This window comes from Phaeobacter sp. CAU 1743 (genome assembly GCF_039839315.1).
In the GTDB taxonomy this organism is placed as follows: Bacteria; Pseudomonadota; Alphaproteobacteria; order Rhodobacterales; family Rhodobacteraceae; genus Phycobacter; species Phycobacter gallaeciensis_A.
In genome coordinates, this window is sequence record NZ_JBDOQR010000004.1 from 1 (window position 1) to 22,310 (window position 22,310).

Here is a 22,310-nt window from a genome sequence, read left to right on the forward strand (position 1 = left end):
CCCTCACGGGCATGCTGGCTGCGGGTGAGTTCGGTCCAGGCCATCGTGGTCTCCGTTCAGTGTCGTACCCGAACAGAAACACAACCTCCTGAACTCACTCAATTAGTTTCAAATCGGGCTCTTAGACCTCGATATTGGTCAGCATTTTCATCACGAACAGGTTCACCGCCAGCATAATCCCGACGAAAAAACAGGCGGGGATGAACCAGGGGTGATCCAGAACATTGTCGTAATAGTTTGGGTCCTTCAGAAGAATGCCCCCCAGCGCCAGCAGTGGAAAGGCAGAGAGGAACTTACCCGACCACTGCGCCTCGGCGGTAATCGCCTTCACTTTGCGGAACAGGCGGAAGCGGGCGCGGATCACCTTGGCCAGACCGGCCAGAACCTCGGCCAGATTGCCGCCAGATTGCTGTTGAATGGTGACGGCAACCGCCAGGAACCGGAGATCCTGCATGTCCAGCCGTTCGGCCATTTCTTTCAGCGATTCACCCACGTCACGTCCATAGGCGGCTTCATCGGCAATCATGCCGAACTCAGAGGCAAGCGGGTCTTCGATTTCGTTCGAGACGATTTGAATGGCCGAGGTGAAAGGATGGCCGACCCTCAGCGAACGCACCATCAGTTCGACCGCGTCCGGCAGTTGTTCCTCAATCATCGCCATACGTTTGGTGGCCTTCTTGTTGACCCAGAAGAAGACCCCGCCAACGCCGATTATGGTGGATCCCAGTATGCGCACCGGAAATGGCGCGGCGGTGCCGACGCTGAGCCCGACAAAGGCGATGACAGCAACCAGCCCCATGATCATGATCAACTGCCTGGGCGTGAAGGCGATCGCGGCCTTTTGCGCTCGGTCGGCCAAGAGCGAGTAAAGCGGGATGGTTTGCGATTTGCCGTGCTGTTTCAGCTCTTTGCGCAGCTGTTCCAGTACCTGTTCGCGGGTATTGCCCTTCTCCATCATTTCCAGACGACGGCTGACCCGGCTGTTGAGCCGGATGGATTTGCCAAAGACGACCAGGTAGATGCCTTCGACCAGCACGATGACGCCGACGAAAATCAGCCCGTAGATCAGCGGTTCGATAGGGATTTGCATCAGATCACCTCCATCCGCGTAGGCTCATAGATCGACGGCGGCAGGTCATAGCCCCACAAACGGAAGCGTTCGGAATAGTGGCTGCGTACGCCGGTGCCGGTGAAATGGCCGATGATCTTGTTTTCCGGGGTCAGCCCGACGCGTTGGAAGCGGAAGATCTCCTGCATGGAAATCACATCACCTTCCATGCCGGTGATTTCGGTGATCGAGGTCATCCGGCGCGAACCATCCTGCAGGCGTGAGGCCTGAACGATCACGTTCACCGCGCTGGCGATCTGGCTGCGCACCGCCTTGATCGGCATTTCAATCCCGGCCATGGCGATCATGTTCTCAAGGCGCGAAATCCCATCGCGGGCCGAGTTGGCGTGGATCGTGGTCATCGATCCGTCGTGGCCGGTGTTCATCGCCTGCAGCATGTCGATGACCTCTTCACCGCGGGTTTCGCCGACGATAATCCGGTCCGGGCGCATCCGAAGGGCGTTTTTCAAACAGTCGCGCGGGGAAACCTCGCCTTTGCCTTCGACGTTCGGCGGGCGGCTCTCCATGCGGCCCACATGGGTCTGCTGCAGCTGGAGTTCGGCGGTATCCTCAATGGTGAGGATGCGTTCCGAATCGTCGATAAAGCTGGACAGCGCGTTGAGCGTGGTGGTCTTGCCCGAACCGGTACCGCCCGAGACGATCACGTTCAGCCGGGTCGACACGGCAGCTTGAAGATAGGCGGCCATTTCCTCGGTGAAGGCGCCGAAGTTCACCAGATCGTCGATGCCGAGCTTGTCTTTTTTGAATTTCCGGATCGAAACCAGCGATCCGTCAACCGCAACTGGCGGGACCATGGCATTGAAACGGGAGCCATCGGCAAGGCGGGCGTCCACATAGGGGTTGGATTCATCGACCCGCCGACCCACAGCCGAGACGATCTTGTCGATGATCCGCATCAGGTGCTTTTCATCTTTGAAGGTCACATCCGACAGTTGCAGCTTGCCTTCGCGCTCGACAAAGATCTGCTGCGGCCCATTGACCAGGATATCACTGACGGTTTCGTCCTGAAGCAGGGTTTCTAGCGGCCCCAGACCGGTGACCTCGTCATACAGCTCCTTGTTGAGCGTCATGCGGTCTTCGCGGTTGAGGGCGATACCCTTTTCTTCAAGGATTTCGCCGGCGATCTGCGAGATTTCGGTGCGCAATTCCTTTTCGCTGGCTTTTTCAAGGGCTGCGAGGTTCAGGTTTTCCAGAAGTTCACGGTGCAGCTGCACCTTGATTTCACCCAGCCGTTCTTTGCGCTTGCGGTCCCTGTCCGCCTGCGGCGCTTCGGCCTTGGCGCGCGTCATGGGCCGACGTAGAGAGGCGGCCGCTTTGGGCGCGGCCTCCGCGGCCGCCGGGGCAGCTGCGACAGGTGCAGCCGATGCCTGAACCGGTGCCGGACGTTTCTTGGCGGCTGGTTTTTTGTATTTCGAAAACAACTTCTATCCCCCGGTTTTGCCGCAGCCTAAGCGGCTGCGTCGGCTTCCGCCTGGCCCAGCTCGTGCAGGGATTGCGCGAGCTTCGCGATTTCCTTACGCAGTGGATTCTTTGGATTGGACAGCGCCAGCGGCAGACCGTGGTCGCAGCTTTGCAGTACAGGTTTGCCGCCGTCCGGTAGCAAGAGTTCAATCGAGATCCCGAGACTGTCTGCCATGCGTTTGACGCGGCTCTTGCCGCTGAGGTCGGTGAATTTCGGCGCCCGGTTCAGCGCAAAGCGCAGCTTGTCAAACGGCAAGCCTTCGGATTGCAGCGCCCGTTTCAGCCGCAGGATGTTCTGGGCCGAGCGCATATCAAGCTCGATCATCGCGAAATAGACATGGGCCATGTGCAGGATGGTTTCGGACCATTGCACCAGCGTATGTGGCAGATCGACCACCACGAAATCAAAATGGCTGCGCGCCATTTCGATCACCCGTTCCACGTCCTCAGGGGTGATGATTTCCAGCGGGATCATGTCCGATGGGGCGGTCAGCACCTGAAGTTTATCCTGGAAGGGGAGCAGCGCTTGTCCAAACACCTCTTCGTCCAGGCTTTCGGTCTCGCTCAGCATTTCCATCACGACTTCGCGGCGGGGCAGGTCAAGATAGGTGGAAACCGAACCGTATTGCATGTCGAAATCCAGCAGGCAGACGCGCGGTTCCTTGCTCTTGCTCAGCTCCGCCAGCTCCCAAGCTAGGTTTACCGCCAGCGTGGTCGATCCGGTGCCACCGGCAAGGCCGTGGCAGGCGATCAAGGCCCCTTCGCGTCGACTGCCGCTTTTCAGCTGGTGCGGATTGGTGTCGGGTTCCGGCGGCTTGTCCTCGGCGCTGAGCCGGTCGATGGCCGCCTGCAACTCCTGTTCCGGCAAGGGGTAGGGGATGAACTCATCGGCGCCCTGGCGCAGCAGCGAATGCAGCGCTGCCGGGGTCACGTCTTCGGCGATGAGGATGACCTTGATCTCCTTGGCATGGGCCTGTGCGATGATTTCCCCCATCAGGGTCAGATCATCCTCGTCTTGGGCATCCATCGCCATGGCAACGAATTGCAGGGTTTCTGCCTCGGGCTGGGCGAAGAACGCCAGCGCCTCGGAAAACCCGAGATCGCCCCAGGCTTCACCCAGAGCTGCCTCCATGTCTTCGATCAAGAGGTCGAAATTCTGAACATCGCGACTGATCGTACAGGCAACAATTGCAGGTGTATCAGTTTGCGGCAGTCCGCTGCTCATCGCCAACATCCTCATAGTCAAAAGAAGCCGGGCCCCGGAGCGGGGCGCACCTCACCTCTTGTAGAGAATGTCCGTTAAGATCTTGACCACAATTGGACGAAAAAGCCCCAATTGTAGGGAAAAGTTAAGGGGTTTTGAGTCGGAATTCTATTCCAGATTGCTCTGCAGAGCTTGCTCAGCCGTCAGCGTCGAGGCGGGAACGGCACTGGCGACATACTCGCGGTAGATGATCTGCGCATACTTGCCATCCAGCACCGTGGGATGTCGTTTCAGGAAGCCGCTGACCTCGGTCACGGTGCGGCGGTTGCGCCGTTCACGGTCCTGCGTGACGATGAGCGGCTGGGTTTCGCCATAGGATACCATTGCCTTCAGCCGGGCCCGGCTAATCCCGCGCGAAACCAGGTAGTTAACGGCGGCCTGTGCGCGGCGCCGACCAAGGCGATTGTTGTAGGTGCTACTGCCCACAGCATCGGTGTGGCCGTAAACGCGGAAGCGGACCTCGGGGAACTGTTTGATCCAGTGTGCCTGCTGGTCCAGCGTTGCACGGGCCGCGCCATCAAGCCGGGCGCTGTCGAATTCGAAGTTGATGGTGGTCGGAACTTCCTCGGCGAACCGGCCCGCGAGCTGGATTGCGAAATCGCGCTCGCCACTCATCACGGCGGTATTGTTGGCATTGGATTGGCCAAACAGGTCACCTGACAGCGGTTTGCCCGCTTCCCGCGTTGCGCAGGCGGAAGTGGCAAGAAGCAGTGCCAGAACAGCGGATTTCTTGATCATCGGCCCCATCTTTCCTGTGGTCAGTCCATTACATAGCCATAAGAGCCGTTGAAGTCCTGTTTCGCCACTTCACTGGCGGGTCCGGAGCTGCTGCGTGCGGTGCGGCCGAACAGGAACAGGTCCGCTTCGCTCGGCGGCTTGATGCGGTCGGTCGGAAGCGTCAGAGCCTCGCCACGGGTCGGGGTGACCAGATGGGCGCTGACGATGATGACCAGTTCGGTCTGGGCGCGTTGATAATCGGCGCTGCGGAACAGGGCGCCGAGCACCGGTACATCCCCAAGCCAGGGCAATTGCGCAGAGTTATCAAGGAATTCATCCTTGATAAGCCCGGCAATGGCAAAGCTTTCGCCATCACGCATCTCAACCGTGGTCGAGGTTTCGCGGCGTGAAAATGCGTTGATCGACAGCCCGTTCAGCTCCAGAGAATTGGTCGGGTCGATGGCCGAGACGGCGGCCTTCAGTTCCAGGTTCACGATGTCCTCATCCACCACGCGGGGAATGAAGTTCAACTCGATCCCGAAGGGTTTAAATTCGACGGTGATCAGCCCATCTTGCTGGGCCACCGGAACCGGATATTCACCGCCGGCCAGGAATTTTGCCTCTTGTCCGGACAGGGCGGAAAGGTTGGGTTCGGCCAGGGTGCGCACGACCCCCTTCTGTTCCAGCGCCTCAAGCAGCAGCCCGACCTGAACCGACCCGGCGTTAAAGCCAAAGAGAACGGCGCCGGTGTTGCTATTGGAGGCGGGGATATTTCCGGAAAGCGAATTGGTCAGGCCGGTCTGGTTGTTCAAGGTGTTGGTGCCACCGTTGACGCCAAAGCTGCTGCCGCCGCTGATCCCAAGCGAAGAGCTTAGGGATTTTGAAACGGAGCGCTGCATTTCAGCAAAACGGACTTTCAGCATGACCTGCTGCACACCGCCGACGGACATCAGGTTGCTGACGCGGTCCGGCGCATAGCGTTCTGCCAGATCCAGCGCCCGCTGCAGTCGGGCCGAGCTGGAGGCGGTGCCGGAGAGCACAATACCGTCATTGGCTGTACGCACTTCAATCTTCTCGCCGGGCAGGATCTGGCGCAGGCGCTCCTTGAACTCGGTCACATCGGCGGCGACGCGCACATCGACATTGGTGATCAGCCGCCCCGAGGCATCCAGCAGCGTCAGAGTGGTCAAACCGGGCGATTTGCCAAGCACATAGATGGTGCGGTCGGAAAGGGACGAGATGTCCGCGATGCTGGGATTGGCGATGCTCAGTTCGGCAAAGGGTTCGTCGCTTTCGACCACGACGGCGCGGTTCATCGGCACGTCGAGCGATGCCGAGGTCCCTTTTTTCACCACACGTAATCCATTGGCCAAAGCCCCGTCCGGGACGGCCATACACACCAACGATAGCCCGGTCAGGGCTGCCGCTACAAACCTACGAAATGCCATGTGACCTGCCTTTCCGATCACGCCTCAACTCCGGGTCTTTTTGCCCGATATTTCAGGTCACTGTGCGGCAGTTCCCGAATTATTGCAAGAATCAAAGGAAAACGGGCGGCTGTGGCAGCGCGGCTGTGTGGGGTCGGGGCAACAAAAGAACACGCCAGCCGCCCATTCTGGGTGACTGGCGTGTGGTCCAAGGTCTTGGGATTATTTGGTTTTACTGCATCTTGTGCCGACTTCTGCTTCAGTCGGAGCAGGGGATCGGGATCTCGACCACCTCGGCGCCGCGGCGGGTACGGATGGTGCAGACCCGCTCTTCCTTGGCGATCACTGGTGCTTCGACCGCGCTGAGCCCCAGCAGTTTGCGCTGGTCCACTTCGACAAGCGCAGCCACGGTATCGTCCTGCGCGCCAACAAGGGCGAGGGACAGTTTGCCGGTGCTTTGGGCCTGGGCGAGGGCGGCGACCTGCTCGGGGCGGGCGGCCACGGTGACGGTGCGGGCGATCACGGCGCCGCTGATGTCTCCGCCTGCGCTCTGATCGACGGCGATCAACTCGACGTTGGTTTCGATCAGCCGGGTGACTTCCCCTTGGACATTGGAATTGGTGCCCCGCACGGTGCCGGTCCAGTAGACATCGACGCGGTCACTGGGGCGCAGGAAGCCGGACACACCGGATGCCACGTCAACCTTGATGGCAAAGGCACGCATGCCGCGAGCCAGGCGCGAGGTAATACCTGCATCTTCGCCTGGTGCGGTGACCTTGATCGCAAGCAGCGGTTCGCCCTTTTCCATGGTGCGCAACACGACGCGCGGCTCATCGGCGCGTTCGGGAGGAAACAGCGCCTCAAGGCTGGTAAATGCACCTTCCGGAACGGCATTTTCAGGCCAGCGTACCTTGCGGACGGCATCCTCGGTCAGCCGTTCGCCATATTTCAGCGCCTTGTCTGCAACGTATACATCAGTGACCGGGACGACTTCGGCCCGGTTCGCCCGCTCACGGGCCAGTTCGTTCTGATAGGCCGAGATGTAGTTCTTCGCCATCATAACGGCGCCACCGGCCAAGGCGACACCGACAATCAGCACGAGTCCGAAAACCGCACGCATTGTGGTACCTCTCATTCATTAAGTCCGGCTCCGCAACAAACGGATCCGGCGCATGGATCAGTCAAAACGCTGCGCGTCATGCCGTTGGCAGTCTGCTGGTCTATGCCGATCAGCCGAGCGACCAGTTGGACATATAGGCCATCAACGCATTCGCGAGGCCCATCGCGCCATCCTCCATCGCGGAGGAGATCAACACGGCCAGGCCGACAATAGCAGCGGTCAGAACGACCCAGTCGACAGTTACTGCGCCCTCATCCCGGGCTAGGAAAGACCAGATCTTTTTCATGTCGGGCTGCCTTTTAAGACGGGAATTCCGGGAAAGGAAAAGGGCCACGCCTTTGACGTGAAAGGCGTGGCCCCGAAACTCATGCCTAGGCTAAGCTATTAGCTGTCGGTCGGGCCTTTGGTGCCCAGGTAGGAACCGGTCGCGGACGTCAGGTCGCTCGCGCCATCGCTGACGGCTGTGAAGACAGCGCCGGCCAGGGCGGCGACGGCTGCGGTCAGAACAACCCAGTCAACAGTCACGGCGCCAGAGTCGTCTTTGCGGAAGTTTTTGATGAACTTGATCATGGTAATGTCCCTCCAAAGGATCACTGAATTTGCACTATCCCGCCGTCCGTTGTGTGGGTCTGTCTCTCTCTCTCACCGACCCTGTCCGGCTTGGATGAATACATATAGCCGAGTGAGCGTGGCAGCATTTGGGCCGAAAACCGGAAAGGCAGTCAAAATTTAATGATTTTTAAAGAAATTTAGCAAAGCTCTGAAATTAAAGAATTTAAGTCTTTATGAGGTGTAAACCTGCGTGGCTTTTGCGCGGCAGGCCCCTGTAAATATGGCGAATATGCCAGATTCTGAACCTGTGGACTGGATTCGGGTGGGGATTTCACCGAGTCTTGAGACCCAAAAGCTGAGCGCTTCACAGGATTTTGAATAGTCCCATGACCATTCGTCGTTTTCGTGCCGCTGTTGCGGTGTGGTTTTCCCTTTGGCTTGCCTTTCCCGTAAGCGCGGAACAGGCGCCTAAACCTTTTCCCGACTTCGAGGCAAAGCGGGTCAAGCCGCCGCAACCTGGGGCAGGGCCGCGCATCACCGTGCAAATCGAACCAAATGCGGATGCGCCCCCAGCGCAAGCGGTGGCGACCGGCGAAGCTGACGGAGAGATTCTGCCGGGGCGCTATGAGTGGTTCTGGGAGCAGGTTGCGCCGGAACTGGGGGCGACAACCGGCGCTGCACGTCTTGAGCTTGCCATCGCCGCGCTTTCCTCACACGGGGGCACCGGTGGCGTTGCTGCGCCGCGGCTGCAGCTGCTGAAGGACATCGTTGCAGCGCAAGGCACGCCGATCCTTTTGTCCAGTGTGGGCACACGGGTCTCTCCGGCGCTGGCTCTGGCGGTGATCGCGGTGGAAAGCGAGGGGCGGGTAGATGCGCAAAGCTCGACCGGGGCGCAGGGGCTGATGCAGTTGATGCCGGACACCGCCATCCGGTTTGGGGTCACCGATGCCTTCGAGGCGCCGCAGAATATTACGGGGGGCGTCAAATACCTCGATTGGCTGATGCAGGAATTTGAAAACGACGCGGTTCTGGCCCTGGCCGGATATAACGCGGGCGAGGGCGCGGTGCGCAGCCATCAGGGCGTGCCGCCCTTTCCGGAAACGCGGGATTACGTGCCAAAGGTGCTGGCGGCCTATCAGGTAGCCCGCAGCCTGTGCGTGACGCCGCCCGAGTTGATCACCGACGGCTGCGTTTTCCGCCGGTTTGAATGACCGGTTGAACAACCGGGCAGGTGTCAGGTTGAGGGGATCTGCAGATCAATCAGCCCGCGCGCGGCCTCTTTGGCGTCCGCAGCGGGGTCTCCGGCCAGCCCGCCGCCGCGCGCCAGCACTGCCGAGACGATTGCGCCTTCTTTCAGCAGCAGCAGCTGACGGGCCAGCAGCCGGGGATCATTGGCGTCGGCGGCCTCTGCGATTTCGGAAAAATGGTCCTGCAGGATCTGCTTGTGCGCGGCCGACTGGGCGTGGATCGGGTGGTTGATCTCCTGGAACTCGGCGCTTGCCTTGATGAACATGCAGCCACGAAACTCGGGCTTGGTGAACCATTCCGAAAGCGCGTCGAACAACGCCAGCATCTGTCCTTTCGGCGTGTCGCTCAGCTCTTCGATGCGGCGATAAAGCCAGTGGCGGAAGTTTTCATCCCGAAGGCGCAGCACCGCGAGGATCAGATCCTCCTTGGTGCGGAAGTGTTTGTACATCGATGTCTTCGACACACCGGTTTCGCTCACCAGCTTGTCCATGCCGGTGGCGTGAAACCCGTTCCGGTAAAATACATCAAGGGCCTTTCGGACCAGCTCGTCTCGCTTGTTTGGGCGCATGATTCGTCTCTTTGTGTACCGATCTGTACATAGTTTGCAGGTGCAGCGTTGGCAACTGCGACACATTAAAGTGAACAATTTCATAGGATTGAGATTGTGTTCACGAATTCGTTCAATGGACATCACAAAAAATGAATTGCAAAAGGGTACCGATCAGTACACTTTGAGTCCAGGATTTACCGATCAGTACAGTTAAGCAAGCGCAGCAGTGGAGGCGCAGATGAAACGACTATTCAGCCCCATGCGATCCCCTTTGGCTCCCGTTGTTCTGACCGCAGGTATTGCCGTGGCGATGCTAGCGCCCCCACCGCCGGAAGCCACCGTTCTTTCCCTTCCGTCTGACCCCGCCAATGGCGTCATGGCGCCGAGCCGCGCTGCCGCTCTCGCAACCCTTTTTACCGTTCATGTGGCTGCCCCGGTGGCTGCCCATGTGGCGAAGGCCAACACCCCGGCTTTCGCCTTGAAGGTGGCCGCCGACTGATTGGTGCCGCCCTCAATAAACCCCGGCCAAGCCTCCCCCTGGCCGGGGTTTCCTTACCTTCTCCTCCTCCGAACCAAATGAATACCAAAGGACACGCCGAATGACCCGTCCCCCCTTGCCGCCTTTCGACGAAGCCAGCGCCAAAAAGAAGGTGCGCCTTGCCGAAGATGGCTGGAACACCCGCGATCCTCAGATCGTTGCACCGGCCTATACCGATAACTGCCCCTGGCGGAACCGCGCCGAATTCGTCACCGGCCACGATGAAATTCGCGCCCTGCTGACCCGCAAGTGGTCGCGTGAGCTGGAATACCGCCTGATCAAGGAACTCTGGGCCTATACCGACAACCGCATTGCCGTGCGGTTCGCCTATGAATGGCGCGATGATAGCGGCCAGTGGTACCGGGCCTATGGCAACGAAAACTGGGAATTCGCCGAAGACGGCCGCATGCAGCGCCGCATTGCCTCGATCAATGACAAGCCGATCAGCGAAGACGAGCGTCTGTTCCACTGGCCGCTGGGCCGTCGCCCCGATGATCACCCCGGTCTGTCTGACCTCGGTCTCTGATCTGCCCGTTCAGTCCTAAGAAAGCGAGAGCAACCATGCCCCGTGCCTTTGCAGAAATTGCCTTTACCGAATCCGTGCGTGAGCATCAGAAGCGGCAGGGGTCTGCCCGTGCCTATGGGCGCCTGCTGGAAACCCCGGAACGCTCCGGCGATCGGATCGGCGTCGCCGAAGCCGCCTTTATCGCCGAGCGCGACGGCTTCTATCAGGCAACCGTTTCGGAAACCGGCTGGCCCTACGTCCAGTTCCGGGGCGGACCGCGCGGTTTCCTGAAAGTGGTGGACGAAAAGACCATCGCCTATGCCGATTTCAGCGGCAACAAGCAGTATATCTCGCTTGGCAACCTGACCGACAACGCCCGTCTCGCGATGATCCTGATGGATTACCCGAACCGGCGGCGGCTGAAGATCTGGGGCACGGTTGAAATCATCGAAGGTGCAGAGGCCACGGATGGCCTGTTCCCGACCGGCGCGCGCGCTGCGCCTGAGCGGGCCATCCTGATCCATGTGGAAGCCTTTGACTGGAATTGCCCCAGCCACATCCCCGAGCGTCTGACGCTGGAGGAGCTGGAGCCCCACCTGGCCCCCCTGCGCAGCCAGCTGGCCCAGCTCAAAGCGGAGAATGAAAGACTGAAAGCAGGCCAGAAGGTCTGAAGGCAGCCATTCCGTTTCTACTGGCTGCAGTACGTTCTGTTACGAGGTAAGTTGATATGACATTCGACCCGATGAACATGCTGAATTCAGCCCTTGTTACGGCGGCGCTGGCGCTCTCTCCTGCGGTGGCGCCGTTGGCTCAGGCATCCACGATGCCTGAGACTGCCTTTTCCTCGCAAATGATCGAGGGCCTCACGATTGCCTATCGTGAGGCAGGTGATCCCAGGAACCCGACGGTGTTGCTGCTGCACGGGTTCCCCAGCTCTTCCTATATGTTCCGTGACCTGATCCCGGTGCTGGCGCAGGAGTATCATGTGATCGCGCCGGATTATCCCGGGTTTGGCGCCTCGGACATGCCGCTTGCTGCCGATTATGACTACAGCTTTGCCAATACGGCGGATCTGGTGACGCAGCTTCTGGACCAGAAGGGCGTGAAGAATTACGCGGTCTATATGACCGATTATGGCGCGCCGGTTGGGTTTCGCATGTTCGCCGAGGATCCGGCGCGGGTCTCGGGTTTCATCATCCAGAACGCCAATGCTTATGAAGAGGGGCTAAGGGAGTTCTGGGGGCCGATGCGCGCCTATTGGGCCGATCCCAGCCCGGAGAACGGCGATGCGCTGCGCGGCTTCCTGACCCTTGATGCCACCAAATGGCAGTTCACCCATGGGGCAGAGAACCCCGCCAGCGTCAGCCCGGACCATTTCTGGCACGCCCAGTATCTGCTGGACCGCCCGGGCAACCAGGAGGTGCAGCTGGAAATGTTCCTCGATTATGGCTCGAACCTGAGTGAGTACCCCAAGTGGCAGGCACTGTTTCGCGAACACCAGCCCCCCGCGCTGTTGGTCTGGGGCGCCAATGATCAGATCTGCCCCGAGGAAGGGGCGCCCCCCTATAAAAGCGATCTTACCGATCTGGAGTTTCACTTGCTGAACACCGGCCATTTCGCCCTGCAGGAAAAGGGTCATGAAATCGCCGGGAAGATGCTGAGCTTTCTCGATCGTATCAACAACTGACAGGGTGAGGGCCGGGATGATATCCGCCCCCGCCTGTTTAACTGCCGTAATGCCTTTGCCATCGACATTGTTCAGGGCGAGGACATGGGCGCTACATCGCTGCTGCAGGCCGTCATCTCCTGTGGGCACAGCGCAAGTATGTACGCCTCTGGCACGGCGCGGCTGATCTGAGGTCCTGCACCCGCCGTCGGCCAAAAAGAAGGCCCGCCTAACGTATCAGGCGGGCCTTTTTTGTTTCTGCTGTCGCTAAGCAATCAGTTGACGATGGTCGCCTCTGTTGCGGCGCGCAGTTCTTCTTCGGTGACGCCTTCGGCCATCTCAACGATCTTCAGGCCACCTTCGACCACGTCCAGAACGCCCAGACCGGTGATGATGCGGTCCACGACGCCCTTGCCGGTCAGTGGCAGGGTGCAGGCCTTCAGAACCTTGCTGTCGCCGTGCTTGTTGGTGTGGTCCATGACCACGACCACGCGGCCAACGCCTGCGACCAGGTCCATCGCGCCGCCCATACCTTTGACCAGCTTGCCGGGGATCATCCAGTTGGCCAGATCGCCGTTTTCCGCCACTTCCATCGCGCCCAGGATCGCCATGGCGATCTTGCCGCCACGGATCATCGCAAAGGACTGCGCCGAGTCGAAGAATGCGGTCTGCGGCAGCTCAGTGATGGTCTGTTTACCGGCGTTGATCAGGTCGGGATCCTCGTCACCCTCATAGGGGAAGGGGCCCATGCCCAGCATGCCATTCTCGGATTGCAGCGTCACCTCGACGCCTTCGGGGATGTAGTTCGACACCAGCGTCGGGATACCGATGCCGAGGTTCACATACCAGCCGTCCTGCAGCTCCTGTGCCGCGCGTGCGGCCATCTGATTGCGATCCCAAGCCATTATGCGGTCTCCTTCTGACGAACGGTGCGCTGTTCGATGCGCTTTTCGTGCTCGCCCTGGATGATGCGGTGCACATAGATACCGGGCAGGTGGATGTGATCAGGGTCAAGGCTGCCAGTGGGCACGATTTCCTCGACCTCGACAACACAGACCTTGCCGCAGGTGGCGGCGGGCACGTTGAAGTTACGCGCGGTCTTGCGGAACACCAGGTTGCCGGTTTCGTCCGCTTTCCAGGCTTTCACGATGGCGAGATCGGCAAAGATGCCCTCTTCCATGATGTAGTCCTGCATGGCGCCATCCGGTCCGGTCGGGAACTGCTTTTCGAACTTGCCTTCGGCAATCACGGTGCCCACGCCGGTCTTGGTGAAGAAGCCGGGGATGCCCGCGCCGCCTGCGCGCATGCGTTCGGCCAGGGTGCCCTGCGGGTTGAATTCCAGCTCCAGCTCTCCGGACAGGTACTGGCGCATGAATTCAGCGTTCTCACCCACGTAGGAGGAGATCATCTTTTTCACCTGCTTGGTCTGCAGCAGGATGCCGATGCCAAAATCATCAACGCCCGCGTTGTTGGAGGCGAAGGTCAGATCCTTGGTGCCGGCGTCTTTGATCGCGTCCAGCAGAAGCTCTGGAATACCGCAGAGGCCAAAGCCCCCGGCGGCGATGAACATGCCGTCATGAAGCAGCCCGTCAAGCGCTTCGGCGGCGTTGGAGTAGACTTTTTTCACGGAGTTCTCCCTAAACTGCCTATTGGAGAGGGTTCTGCGCCTCGGCGTCGGCAGAGTCAATAATACGGAGAAAAACGCGTATTTCTACGGAGCCAGGTTCCCATGACCGACGCCGTGACCACCGGTGTCGCGTGGCATGGCCGTGCCAGGACCTACTGTCAATGATGCTCAGCGACACGGGTTTCCGGAAAGGGGAATGTTAAGAGTTGTTGGGCTAATGTTGGAATAGTTGAATATGTTGCGTGTAGGAGCCCTGTATTGGCTCAGAAAACAATCGAAGTTATCAATCTGGGTGCCATGGCCGATCTGGATCCTGACGAACAGGATGCGGTGGCCGAGAATGCGGCCGCGCTGGTGGGCAAGACCTTCGGCTCTGCTGGATCTCCCTTGTATCAGCAGTTGGACTATCTCACCCTCGATGATCCAAGCGGTGACGGTGCGGTTTCCAGCAATGATTACGGCTGGTCTGCCGAAGATGTGATCTTTGATGGCATCGCGTCGGGGCTCGACAGCGTCATCGACTACCAGGTCGATCTCGTCTTCAATGACGGCTCCACAGCCGCAGCCGAGATTCTGTTGCTGCAGGATATGTCCGGGCGCACCTTTCTGGCGCCCTTCCTGGTGGGGTCGGCCAAAAACGATGTGCTGAATGATGGCGGCATTCGCTCGATGACGTTCACCGGCATCGTTAATGACGCGGGCACCCATGCCTATGTCGACCGCGAAGCCGATGCTTTTGTTGTGTGCTTCCTTGAAGGAACGCGGATACGCGCAGCGGCCGGGGAGGTCCCGGTGGAGCGCCTGTCGGTCGGCGATCTCGTGGAAACGCTGGATCATGGGTTTCAGCCCCTGATCTGGCTGGGGCAGGAAACTGTGTCAGCGGGGCGGCGGACCTCCCCGATCCGGCTTCGGGAAAAGGCACTGGGTGCGGGGTTTCCGGAACGCGATCTCTATCTGTCGCCACAGCATCGGGTTTTGTTCGACTCGCCCATTGCAGGCCGGATGTTTGGAACGGATCAGGTCTTTGTCCCGGCAACGAAGATGATCGATCTGCCGGGCATCACCCAGCCGGTGGTGCAGGCGAGGCATCACTACTGGCACCTGATGCTCAAACGGCACGAAATCCTCTTCGCCGAAGGCGCACCGGTCGAGAGTTTTCTACCGGGCCCCATCGCACTGGCAGGCCTGTCGCCGGAAAACCGCGCCAGCCTGCGAAAACGCCTGCCGTTTCTGATGCAGGGACAGCCCGCGCCAAGTGCCGCCAGACCCTGCATTTCCGGCGCTGCGGCTGCGAACCTCGTCCGGCGTCACCGGCGTAACAAACGGCCGCCTCTGGCGAACCCAGCCGCTTGGGAGGCTTCGCCATGCATGCTGTGGGATCGCGCCTAGGCGCTGAACCTAGAATGCCGCCTGGACGAGCTTGAATTTGGGGTGTGCAAAGATGGCCAGCCCGGACCGCGCCGCGTCAGCGGCGCCGGGCCCAACGGAACGGTCACAGTTCTTCACTGTGCCCCGATCCGGCGGGAGCCGCCCGGTTTCTGGCCGGGCAGGGTGGTCATGTGTGGCGAAAGTCGAGCCTAGCTGTCACCTGCGTCTTTGGCTGCGGTCTTCTTGCTGGCTGTCTTTTTCGCCGCAGGTTTCTTGGCAGTGGTTTTCTTTGCAGCGGCCTTCTTGGGCGCGGCCTTTTTCGCCGGGGCTTTCTTCTTGGTCTTGCCCGCTTTGTCGGCGATCAGCTGCACCGCCATTTCCACGGTAACATCCTTGGGCTCTACGTCCTTGGGCAGGGTGGCGTTCACCTTCTCCCATTTGACGTAAGGCCCATAACGACCGTCCATGATGCTGATGGCGCCGCCGCCTTCGGGGTGTTCGCCCAGTTCCTTCAGCGGCTTGGCAGCAGCGCGGCGGCCACGGCCCGGGTTGGCGCGTTTCTCGGCCAGCATTTCCACCGCCCGGTTCATCCCGATTTCAAAGACATCCAGCGTCTCTTTCAGGTTCACGTAGACCGGTTTTTCTTCATCCGGGCGCTGGTGCATGATGTAAGGACCGAACCGGCCAAGGTTCGAGGCGATCATGCCGCCATCGGGGTGTTCCCCGATCTGGCGCGGCAGGGTCAGCAGCGTCACCGCCTGTTCCAGAGTAATCTCGTTCGGGCCCCAGCCCGGCAGATAATCGCGGCCCTGTTTTGGCAGGGAGGAGCGTGGCGGCTTCTTGTTTTCCGGCGTGGCCTCGCCGCGCTGGACATAGGGGCCAAAGCGGCCGGATTTCAGGTGGATCTCGTCACCGTCATCCTCGCCCAGCACCCGCTCATAGCCTTCGGCGCCTTCGCCAGATATCGGGCGGGTGTAGTTGCATTCCGGGTAGTTGCCGCAGCCGACAAAACCGCCGGTGCGCGAGGTTTTCAGATGCAGCTGACCCGCACCGCATTTGGGGCAGATGCGCGGGTCGGTGCCATCTTCGCGCGGCGGGTAGAGCTGCGGCGCCAGCGCATCGTCCAGCACATCCAGCACCTCGGAGATCCGCAGATCCGATGTCTCGGCAATCGCAGCGGAAAAGTCGCGCCAGAAATTGCTCAGGATGTCCTTGTAATCGGCCTCACCGGCGCTGACGTCATCCAGCTGTTCCTCCAGCGCGGCGGTGAAATCGTATTCCACGTAGCGTTTGAAGAAGTTCAGTAGGAAGATGGTGACGATCCGGCCCTTGTCCTCGGGGAACAGGCGGTTCTTTTCCTTGCGGACGTATTCGCGGTCCTGGATCGTGGTGATCACGCTGGCATAGGTCGACGGACGGCCGATGCCCAGTTCTTCCATCTTCTTGACCAGCGTCGCCTCGGTATAACGCGGTGGCGGCTGGGTGTGGTGCTGCAGGCCCAGAACGGCGGCGTTCTCCGACAGGATCGCGGCGTCCTTGCCCGCTTTTTCCGCCTGCGCTGCCAGCGAGGAGGCAAAGTTGACGTTTTCGCCGTTCATGATTTGCGGCAGGCGCTTGTCGTCCTCGTCCACCACATCGTCGCGGCCTTCTTCGTAGACGCGCATGAAACCGTCGAACAGCACCACCTGACCAGTTGCGCGCAGCACCACCTGACCGTCGCCTGATCCGATATCGACGGTGGTGCGCTCCATCCGGGCGCCTTCCATCTGGCAGGCAATCGTGCGCTTCCAGATCAGATCATAAAGCTTGCGCTGCTCTTCTTCGCTGACTTTCAGGCTTTTTGCATCGCGGCTCATATCCGTGGGGCGGATACATTCGTGCGCTTCCTGGGCGTTCTTGGCTTTATTCTTGTAGATGCGCGGCGAGGACGGCACATAACCGGCGCCATAGCGGGTTTCGATCTCGGCGCGGGCGGCCTGAACCGCCTCGGGCGCCATGTCGATACCGTCGGTCCGCATATAGGTAATGTACCCGGCCTCATAAAGCCGCTGCGCGGCGTTCATGCACTGGCGTGCGCCCATGCCGAACTTGCGGCTGGCTTCCTGCTGCAGGGTGGAGGTCATGAAGGGCGCCGAAGGGTTGCGGGAGGCGGGTTTTGCCTCGACCGATTGCACCTTCAGGTCGCGGCTGGCGACGGCCTTCACCGCGAGTTCGGCGGCGGTGGAGTTCGCGAGGCTGTATTTGTCCAGCTTGTCGCCGCCCAGAACCGTCAGGCGGGCTTCGAATTCCTGTCCGCGCGGGGTGGAAAGCTGCGCCTTCACCGACCAGTATTCACGCGGGTTGAAGGCTTCGATCTCCATTTCGCGCTCGACGATCAGCCGCAGGCAGACCGATTGCACCCGGCCCGCAGACCGTGCCCCGGGCAGTTTGCGCCACAGCACCGGCGACAGGTTGAAGCCCACGAGGTAGTCCAGCGCGCGGCGGGCCAGATAGGCCTCGACCAGCGGCATATCCACCTGACGCGGGTTTTTCATCGCTTCGGCGACAGCTTCCTTGGTGATCGCGTTGAAGGTCACGCGGCTCACCGGTGTGTCCTTCTTGATCGAACGGCGCTTGGTCAGCGCTTCCTGCAGGTGCCAGCTGATCGCTTCTCCTTCGCGATCAGGGTCAGTCGCGAGAATCAGGGCGTTGTCTTCTTTCAGAGCGTCGGCGATGGCCTTGACGTGTTTGCGGCTGTCGTTTCCGACCTCCCATTTCATGTCAAACTCATGCTCGGTATCGACCGAGCCGTCCTTTGGCGGCAGGTCGCGGACGTGGCCGTAAGACGCCAGCACAGTGTAGTCAGAGCCCAGGTATTTATTGATTGTTTTGGCCTTGGCCGGGGATTCGACGACAACAACTGGCATGTAAATTAAGGACCTCTTGAGGGGCGGATACTGCGCGTTCTATGGCGGGGCAACATGTGGCGCGCAAGGGGAGATTGTCAATCCGTGGGCTTTGGACGCATGCGTTGCGCTGCCTTTGCACCATCTTTTGCGCCCTGTGGGCAGTGCTGTGAGGGGCGGGCCGCTTGCCTGGGTTCGCGGCCCGGTTTCATTCTTCGCCCTTTCCGGGCGGACGGGACAGCATGCCGCCGGGATGGCGGTCGACCGCGCCATCCAGTTCCAGTTCCGTCAGGACCGAGGACAACTCCTTGGGGGCGACAGAAAGATCCTGCAGCAATTGATCTTCGGGCGTGGGAGAGGGACCGAGCCGGGCCAGAACCTGCTGATGCAGGGCGGCGGTTTCGCGCAAGGTCCGCCGCTCGGGCGGGGGTGGCGGCAGATCTGCCAGCGTGGCGTTCATTGGTGCCTGCGGGGCTGCGGCCGGTCCATCGGGGTGAGGCTGCGAGGCAAGCGATTCCATCGGCGGCAGTGCGGCGATCACATCTGCGGCATTGCGCACCAGATGCGCCCCGTCGCGGATCAGCATGTTGCAGCCCGATGCGCGGGCGTCAAAGGGATGGCCCGGAACCGCCAGCACCTCGCGACCCAGATCCAGCGCGTCGCGTGCGGTGATCAGGCTGCCGGATTTGGCGGCGGCCTCGACCACCACCACGGCCTGGGCCAGTCCGGCAATGATCCGGTTGCGTTTCGGGAAATGGCGGGCTTGCGGTGCCAGGCCCATGGGTTGCTCTGACAGGATCAGACCCTGCTCGCCGATACTCTTGCCCAGACGGTTGTTTTCCGAAGGATAAATCACATCTGCGCCGCCTGCCATGACGGCAATGGTACCGGAGGGCAGGGCGGCGAGATGCGCGGCGGTGTCCACGCCGCGCGCCAGCCCGGAGACGACCACATAACCAGCGGCGCCCAGGTCATGCGCCAGCGCCCGCGCCATCCGCGTCCCGAGGGAGGAGGCATTGCGGGCCCCGACGATTGCAATCATCGGACGCTGCAGCAAGGACAGGTCGCCAATGGCCCAAAGCGCGGGCGGTGCGTCTTTCAGGTGCGCAAGCGGAGCGGGATATTCAGGATCCGAAAAGCACAAAAGCCGCGCTTTGGCGGCTTTTGCGACATTTATTTCGGCGTCTACCGCATCGGAAGGGCATATTTCATACCCTTTGAGCCCAGCGGAACGTGCCATTTTAGGCAACGCTTCCAGCGCATTCTGCGCTGAACCGTGTTCAGACAGCAGCCGGTAAAATGTAGCCGGACCTACCCGTCTGGAGCGCAAAAGGCGAAGCCACGAACGCCGGAGATCTTCCGTGGTGGGTGGGAGTGGGGGGTGAGTGGAAGAATATGCTTCTTCAGTCATCCGTTGCTCCGCCTGTTTGCACAATTAGAATTAACCTTGACGGGTTAACAGGTGGTGAATGACCCTTAATTTTCCGAAGATTTTCGAATTCTTTGAATAGCTATTTGTTTTTAAATGAAAAAAGTTGGCGCGATCGCGAATGGCACCCTCTTCCCGGCGGCAAGACTGATTCAGTTTCTGATACAGTCACGCAAAAAAACGGACCGTTGGGTCCGTTTTGTGCTCAACTCCGAAGGGTTTGGTCGGGGAATCTTTACTTAGATTGCTGCCCCGCCAACGGTGAGTCCCCCCATTAGAACAGAGGGTTGGCCGACTCCGACGGGTACCCATTGGCCTGCCTTGCCGCAATTGCCCATGCCGGGATCCAGTCCCATGTCATTGCCGAGAGCGCGAATCTGCTGCAGCGCGGTGGCGCCATCGCCGATCAGGGTGGCGCCCTTCACCGGTGCGCCGACCTTGCCGTTCTGCACGCGGTAGGCCTCGGTGCAGGAAAACACGAACTTGCCGTTGGTGATGTCTACCTGGCCACCGCCGAATCCCACGGCCCAGATCCCGTCCTTGATTCCGGCCACCAGATCCGCCGGATCGGCATCGCCGCCCATCATATAGGTGTTGGTCATCCGCGGCATCGGCGCGTGGGCATAGCTTTGCCTGCGTCCGTTGCCGGTGGCCTCAACCCCCATCAGGCGGGCGTTCTGGCGGTCCTGCATAAAGCCAACCAGAATGCCGTCCTCGATCAGAGTGGTTTTCTGGCTAGGGGTACCTTCATCGTCGACCGTAATCGAGCCGCGCCGATCCGGGATGGTGCCATCGTCAAGCACTGTGACTCCCGGGGAGGCGATCCGCTGCCCCATCAGCCCGGCAAAGGCCGAACTGCCCTTGCGGTTGAAATCGCCCTCAAGACCGTGACCGATGGCTTCGTGCAAGAGGATGCCCGGCCAGCCCGGCCCAAGCACGACTTCCATCTCCCCGGCAGGGGCGGGCACTGCTTTAAGATTGACCAGCGCGATTCGCAGCGCTTCGCGGGCTTTGGCCTGCCAACTAACGGGATCAATCAACCCGTCCAGACCAACCCGACCACCGCCTCCGGCCGAGCCACTTTCGCGGCGGCCGTCCTGTTCCACGATCACCGAGACATTGAGCCGGGTCATCGGGCGCACGTCGCGCACCCGTACCCCGTCGGCGCGCAGGATTTCTACTTCCTGCAAGGAGGCCGCCAGCGTCGCCGAGACCTGAACCACCCGAGGATCCAGATCGCGGGCGAATGCGTCGATCTCGCGCAGGGTCTCGACCTTCACCGGGAAGGGCAGGGCGCTGATCGGATCGGTGTCGGCGTAAAGATGTCTGTTGGTAGATGCGGGCGGTTCGGCATAGGTGCCGCCGCCATCGCCCACCGCAAGGCGTGCCGTTTCCGCGGCGCGGGTCAGAGCGCTGATCGACACGTCGGTGGAATGGGCGTAGCCCGCCACATCGCCATTGACCGCCCGCAAGCCAAAGCCTTCGGAGGCATCGTAACTGGCGCTGCGCAGCCGCCCGTCATCAAACACGAGCGCCTCCGATTTGCGCCGCTCGGCAAAAATCTCGCCATCGTCGGCGCCCTGCGTGGCGCTGCGGAGCACACCAAGCGCCTCATCCTCGGGGAGGCTGGTCTCAAACGGGCGGTAGGCCGTGGTTTCCATGTCTCAAATCCTCTTCGCGACGGCGGTTTTTTTTGATCTAAATCAAGAAAGCGACGCTTTGCCGCTCGCCTGCCTCTTTATCTGCACGTTGGAATATGATTTTAAGCAGCGTCAAAGACAACGGGTTCGGTGCGTTTTATGGAATCAAGCTTTCCAGCGACGTTACCGGTAGCAGCTAATAACGCGATCAAACGATCAGGACACGATATGAAGAATGCTTTGATGCTTTCGGGCCTTTTCGCTGGCCTCTCAAGCCTTCCAGCCACAGCGCAAGAAGGTCTTGAATCCATTGGTAAGCCGACCAACGGCGGTCTGGGTTTCCAGCCGGCCGCAACTGAACTGGCGGAAGGCATTCACATGCTGGACGGGCTGATCCTGGTGATCATCACCGCCATCTGCGTTTTTGTGGCTGGTTTGCTGCTGTTCGCAATCGTTCGCTTCAACAAGCGCGCGAACCCCAACGCGGCGCAGTTCACCCACCACACTCCGATCGAAATCGCATGGACCGTGATCCCGATCCTGATCCTGGTTTTCATCGGCTCCTTCTCGCTGCCGGAACTGTTCCGCCAGCAGGAAATTCCCGAAGCCGACGTCACCATCAAAGTCACCGGTTACCAGTGGTACTGGGGCTATGAATACGTCGACCACGAGTTTGGCTATGAAAGCTTCCTCCTCGCCAAGGACGAACTGGCCGATTACGGCTATGCCGAGGACGAATACCTGCTGGCAACCGACACCGCAGTTGTTGTCCCGGTTGGCAAGACCATCGTGATGCAGGTGACCGGCGCCGACGTGATCCACTCCTGGGCGATGCCTGCCTTCGGCGTGAAGCAGGACGCGGTTCCCGGCCGTCTGGCTGAACTGTGGTTCAAGCCCACCAAAGAAGGCATCTACTTCGGTCAGTGCTCTGAACTCTGCGGCAAGGACCACGCCTATATGCCGATCACTGTAAAAGTGGTCAGCCAGGAAGCCTATGACGCATGGCTGGATGGCGCGATCGAGGAATATGCGGGTCTGCCGCAGTCCTATCAGGTTGCCTCCAACTGATTAAAGCAGGGACCGGAACGTCCGGCCCCGAACATGGGCGCGCCGCGATGGTAGCGCCCATAGCACCATATTAAATGCAACGAGGATGCGCCCGCGCGGCCATCCTTCAGTGGCCG

At 60.3% G+C, this 22,310-nt stretch carries 21 protein-coding genes; 7 read left to right on the forward strand and 14 right to left on the reverse strand.

The window, feature by feature from the left end; translation table 11 throughout:
- Positions 1–121: 121 nt before the first annotated feature.
- The 8 genes from AAFO90_RS02405 to AAFO90_RS02440 form a co-directional block, all read right to left on the reverse strand.
- Entirely contained in the window at positions 122–1,090 is a 969-nt protein-coding gene (locus AAFO90_RS02405; protein ID WP_347508380.1) for a type II secretion system F family protein, read from the reverse strand.
- The gene (locus AAFO90_RS02410; protein ID WP_274827745.1) at positions 1,090–2,550 is read right to left on the reverse strand and encodes a CpaF family protein; all 1,461 of its coding nucleotides are present in this window, start codon (positions 2,548–2,550) and stop codon (positions 1,090–1,092) included. The genes AAFO90_RS02405 and AAFO90_RS02410 overlap by 1 nt, the downstream gene beginning before the upstream one ends.
- A gap of 26 nt (positions 2,551–2,576) precedes the next feature.
- A complete protein-coding gene (locus AAFO90_RS02415; protein ID WP_347508381.1) occupies positions 2,577–3,815 on the reverse strand; it encodes an AAA family ATPase in 1,239 nt (412 codons plus the stop codon).
- Positions 3,816–3,962: 147 nt separating this feature from the next.
- On the reverse strand, positions 3,963–4,592 hold the full coding sequence (locus tag AAFO90_RS02420; RefSeq protein ID WP_347508382.1) for an OmpA family protein: 630 nt from the start codon (positions 4,590–4,592) through the stop codon (positions 3,963–3,965).
- A gap of 20 nt (positions 4,593–4,612) precedes the next feature.
- A complete protein-coding gene (locus AAFO90_RS02425; RefSeq protein WP_347508383.1) occupies positions 4,613–6,019 on the reverse strand; it encodes a type II and III secretion system protein family protein in 1,407 nt (468 codons plus the stop codon).
- A gap of 238 nt (positions 6,020–6,257) precedes the next feature.
- Positions 6,258–7,118 (reverse strand): Flp pilus assembly protein CpaB, encoded by an 861-nt coding sequence (cpaB, locus tag AAFO90_RS02430; protein ID WP_347508465.1) that lies wholly within the window; start codon positions 7,116–7,118, stop codon positions 6,258–6,260.
- Positions 7,119–7,227: 109 nt separating this feature from the next.
- Complete coding sequence (locus tag AAFO90_RS02435) at positions 7,228–7,404, reverse strand: hypothetical protein (RefSeq protein WP_274827749.1); 177 nt, start codon at positions 7,402–7,404, stop codon at positions 7,228–7,230.
- Positions 7,405–7,502: 98 nt separating this feature from the next.
- Complete coding sequence (locus tag AAFO90_RS02440; protein ID WP_274827750.1) at positions 7,503–7,688, reverse strand: hypothetical protein; 186 nt, start codon at positions 7,686–7,688, stop codon at positions 7,503–7,505.
- A 368-nt stretch (positions 7,689–8,056) separates the two neighbouring features.
- On the opposite strand from AAFO90_RS02440, the gene AAFO90_RS02445 reads away from it, so the two are divergent.
- The gene (locus AAFO90_RS02445) at positions 8,057–8,881 is read left to right on the forward strand and encodes a lytic transglycosylase domain-containing protein (protein WP_347508384.1); all 825 of its coding nucleotides are present in this window, start codon (positions 8,057–8,059) and stop codon (positions 8,879–8,881) included.
- A 23-nt stretch (positions 8,882–8,904) separates the two neighbouring features.
- On the opposite strand, the gene AAFO90_RS02450 is transcribed toward AAFO90_RS02445, so the two are convergent.
- Positions 8,905–9,486, reverse strand: a complete 582-nt coding sequence (locus AAFO90_RS02450) for a TetR/AcrR family transcriptional regulator (protein WP_065272695.1) — start codon at positions 9,484–9,486, stop codon at positions 8,905–8,907.
- Positions 9,487–9,706: 220 nt separating this feature from the next.
- Between AAFO90_RS02450 and AAFO90_RS02455 the strand changes: the two genes are divergently transcribed.
- From AAFO90_RS02455 to AAFO90_RS02470, 4 genes are all read left to right on the forward strand, one after another.
- Positions 9,707–9,967: a hypothetical protein gene (locus AAFO90_RS02455; RefSeq protein ID WP_133245351.1), complete on the forward strand. Its 261-nt coding sequence runs from the start codon at positions 9,707–9,709 to the stop codon at positions 9,965–9,967.
- 100 nt (positions 9,968–10,067) lie between these two features.
- The gene (locus AAFO90_RS02460) at positions 10,068–10,532 is read left to right on the forward strand and encodes a nuclear transport factor 2 family protein (protein ID WP_065272696.1); all 465 of its coding nucleotides are present in this window, start codon (positions 10,068–10,070) and stop codon (positions 10,530–10,532) included.
- A 35-nt stretch (positions 10,533–10,567) separates the two neighbouring features.
- On the forward strand, positions 10,568–11,182 hold the full coding sequence (locus AAFO90_RS02465; protein WP_347508385.1) for a pyridoxamine 5'-phosphate oxidase family protein: 615 nt from the start codon (positions 10,568–10,570) through the stop codon (positions 11,180–11,182).
- Positions 11,183–11,238: 56 nt separating this feature from the next.
- Positions 11,239–12,198 (forward strand): alpha/beta hydrolase, encoded by a 960-nt coding sequence (locus AAFO90_RS02470; protein WP_347508386.1) that lies wholly within the window; start codon positions 11,239–11,241, stop codon positions 12,196–12,198.
- A gap of 254 nt (positions 12,199–12,452) precedes the next feature.
- On the opposite strand, the gene AAFO90_RS02475 is transcribed toward AAFO90_RS02470, so the two are convergent.
- Complete coding sequence (locus tag AAFO90_RS02475) at positions 12,453–13,082, reverse strand: 3-oxoacid CoA-transferase subunit B (RefSeq protein WP_347508387.1); 630 nt, start codon at positions 13,080–13,082, stop codon at positions 12,453–12,455.
- Positions 13,082–13,804: a CoA transferase subunit A gene (locus AAFO90_RS02480; protein ID WP_065272699.1), complete on the reverse strand. Its 723-nt coding sequence runs from the start codon at positions 13,802–13,804 to the stop codon at positions 13,082–13,084. Before AAFO90_RS02480 ends, AAFO90_RS02475 begins: the two co-directional genes overlap by 1 nt.
- A gap of 258 nt (positions 13,805–14,062) precedes the next feature.
- Here AAFO90_RS02480 and AAFO90_RS02485 point away from each other — a divergent pair, with 258 nt between their 5' ends.
- The gene (locus tag AAFO90_RS02485; RefSeq protein ID WP_347508388.1) at positions 14,063–15,193 is read left to right on the forward strand and encodes a Hint domain-containing protein; all 1,131 of its coding nucleotides are present in this window, start codon (positions 14,063–14,065) and stop codon (positions 15,191–15,193) included.
- A 188-nt stretch (positions 15,194–15,381) separates the two neighbouring features.
- Here the strand turns inward: AAFO90_RS02485 and topA are convergent, their stop codons facing one another.
- The 3 genes from topA to tldD form a co-directional block, all read right to left on the reverse strand.
- Entirely contained in the window at positions 15,382–18,078 is a 2,697-nt protein-coding gene (gene topA / locus AAFO90_RS02490; RefSeq protein ID WP_347508389.1) for a type I DNA topoisomerase, read from the reverse strand.
- A gap of 187 nt (positions 18,079–18,265) precedes the next feature.
- On the reverse strand, positions 18,266–19,468 hold the full coding sequence (dprA, locus tag AAFO90_RS02495; RefSeq protein ID WP_347508390.1) for a DNA-processing protein DprA: 1,203 nt from the start codon (positions 19,466–19,468) through the stop codon (positions 18,266–18,268).
- A 257-nt stretch (positions 19,469–19,725) separates the two neighbouring features.
- On the reverse strand, positions 19,726–21,147 hold the full coding sequence (gene tldD, locus AAFO90_RS02500; RefSeq protein ID WP_347508391.1) for a metalloprotease TldD: 1,422 nt from the start codon (positions 21,145–21,147) through the stop codon (positions 19,726–19,728).
- A 207-nt stretch (positions 21,148–21,354) separates the two neighbouring features.
- Here tldD and coxB point away from each other — a divergent pair, with 207 nt between their 5' ends.
- Complete coding sequence (coxB, locus tag AAFO90_RS02505) at positions 21,355–22,194, forward strand: cytochrome c oxidase subunit II (protein ID WP_065272704.1); 840 nt, start codon at positions 21,355–21,357, stop codon at positions 22,192–22,194.
- Positions 22,195–22,310 lie beyond the last annotated feature (116 nt).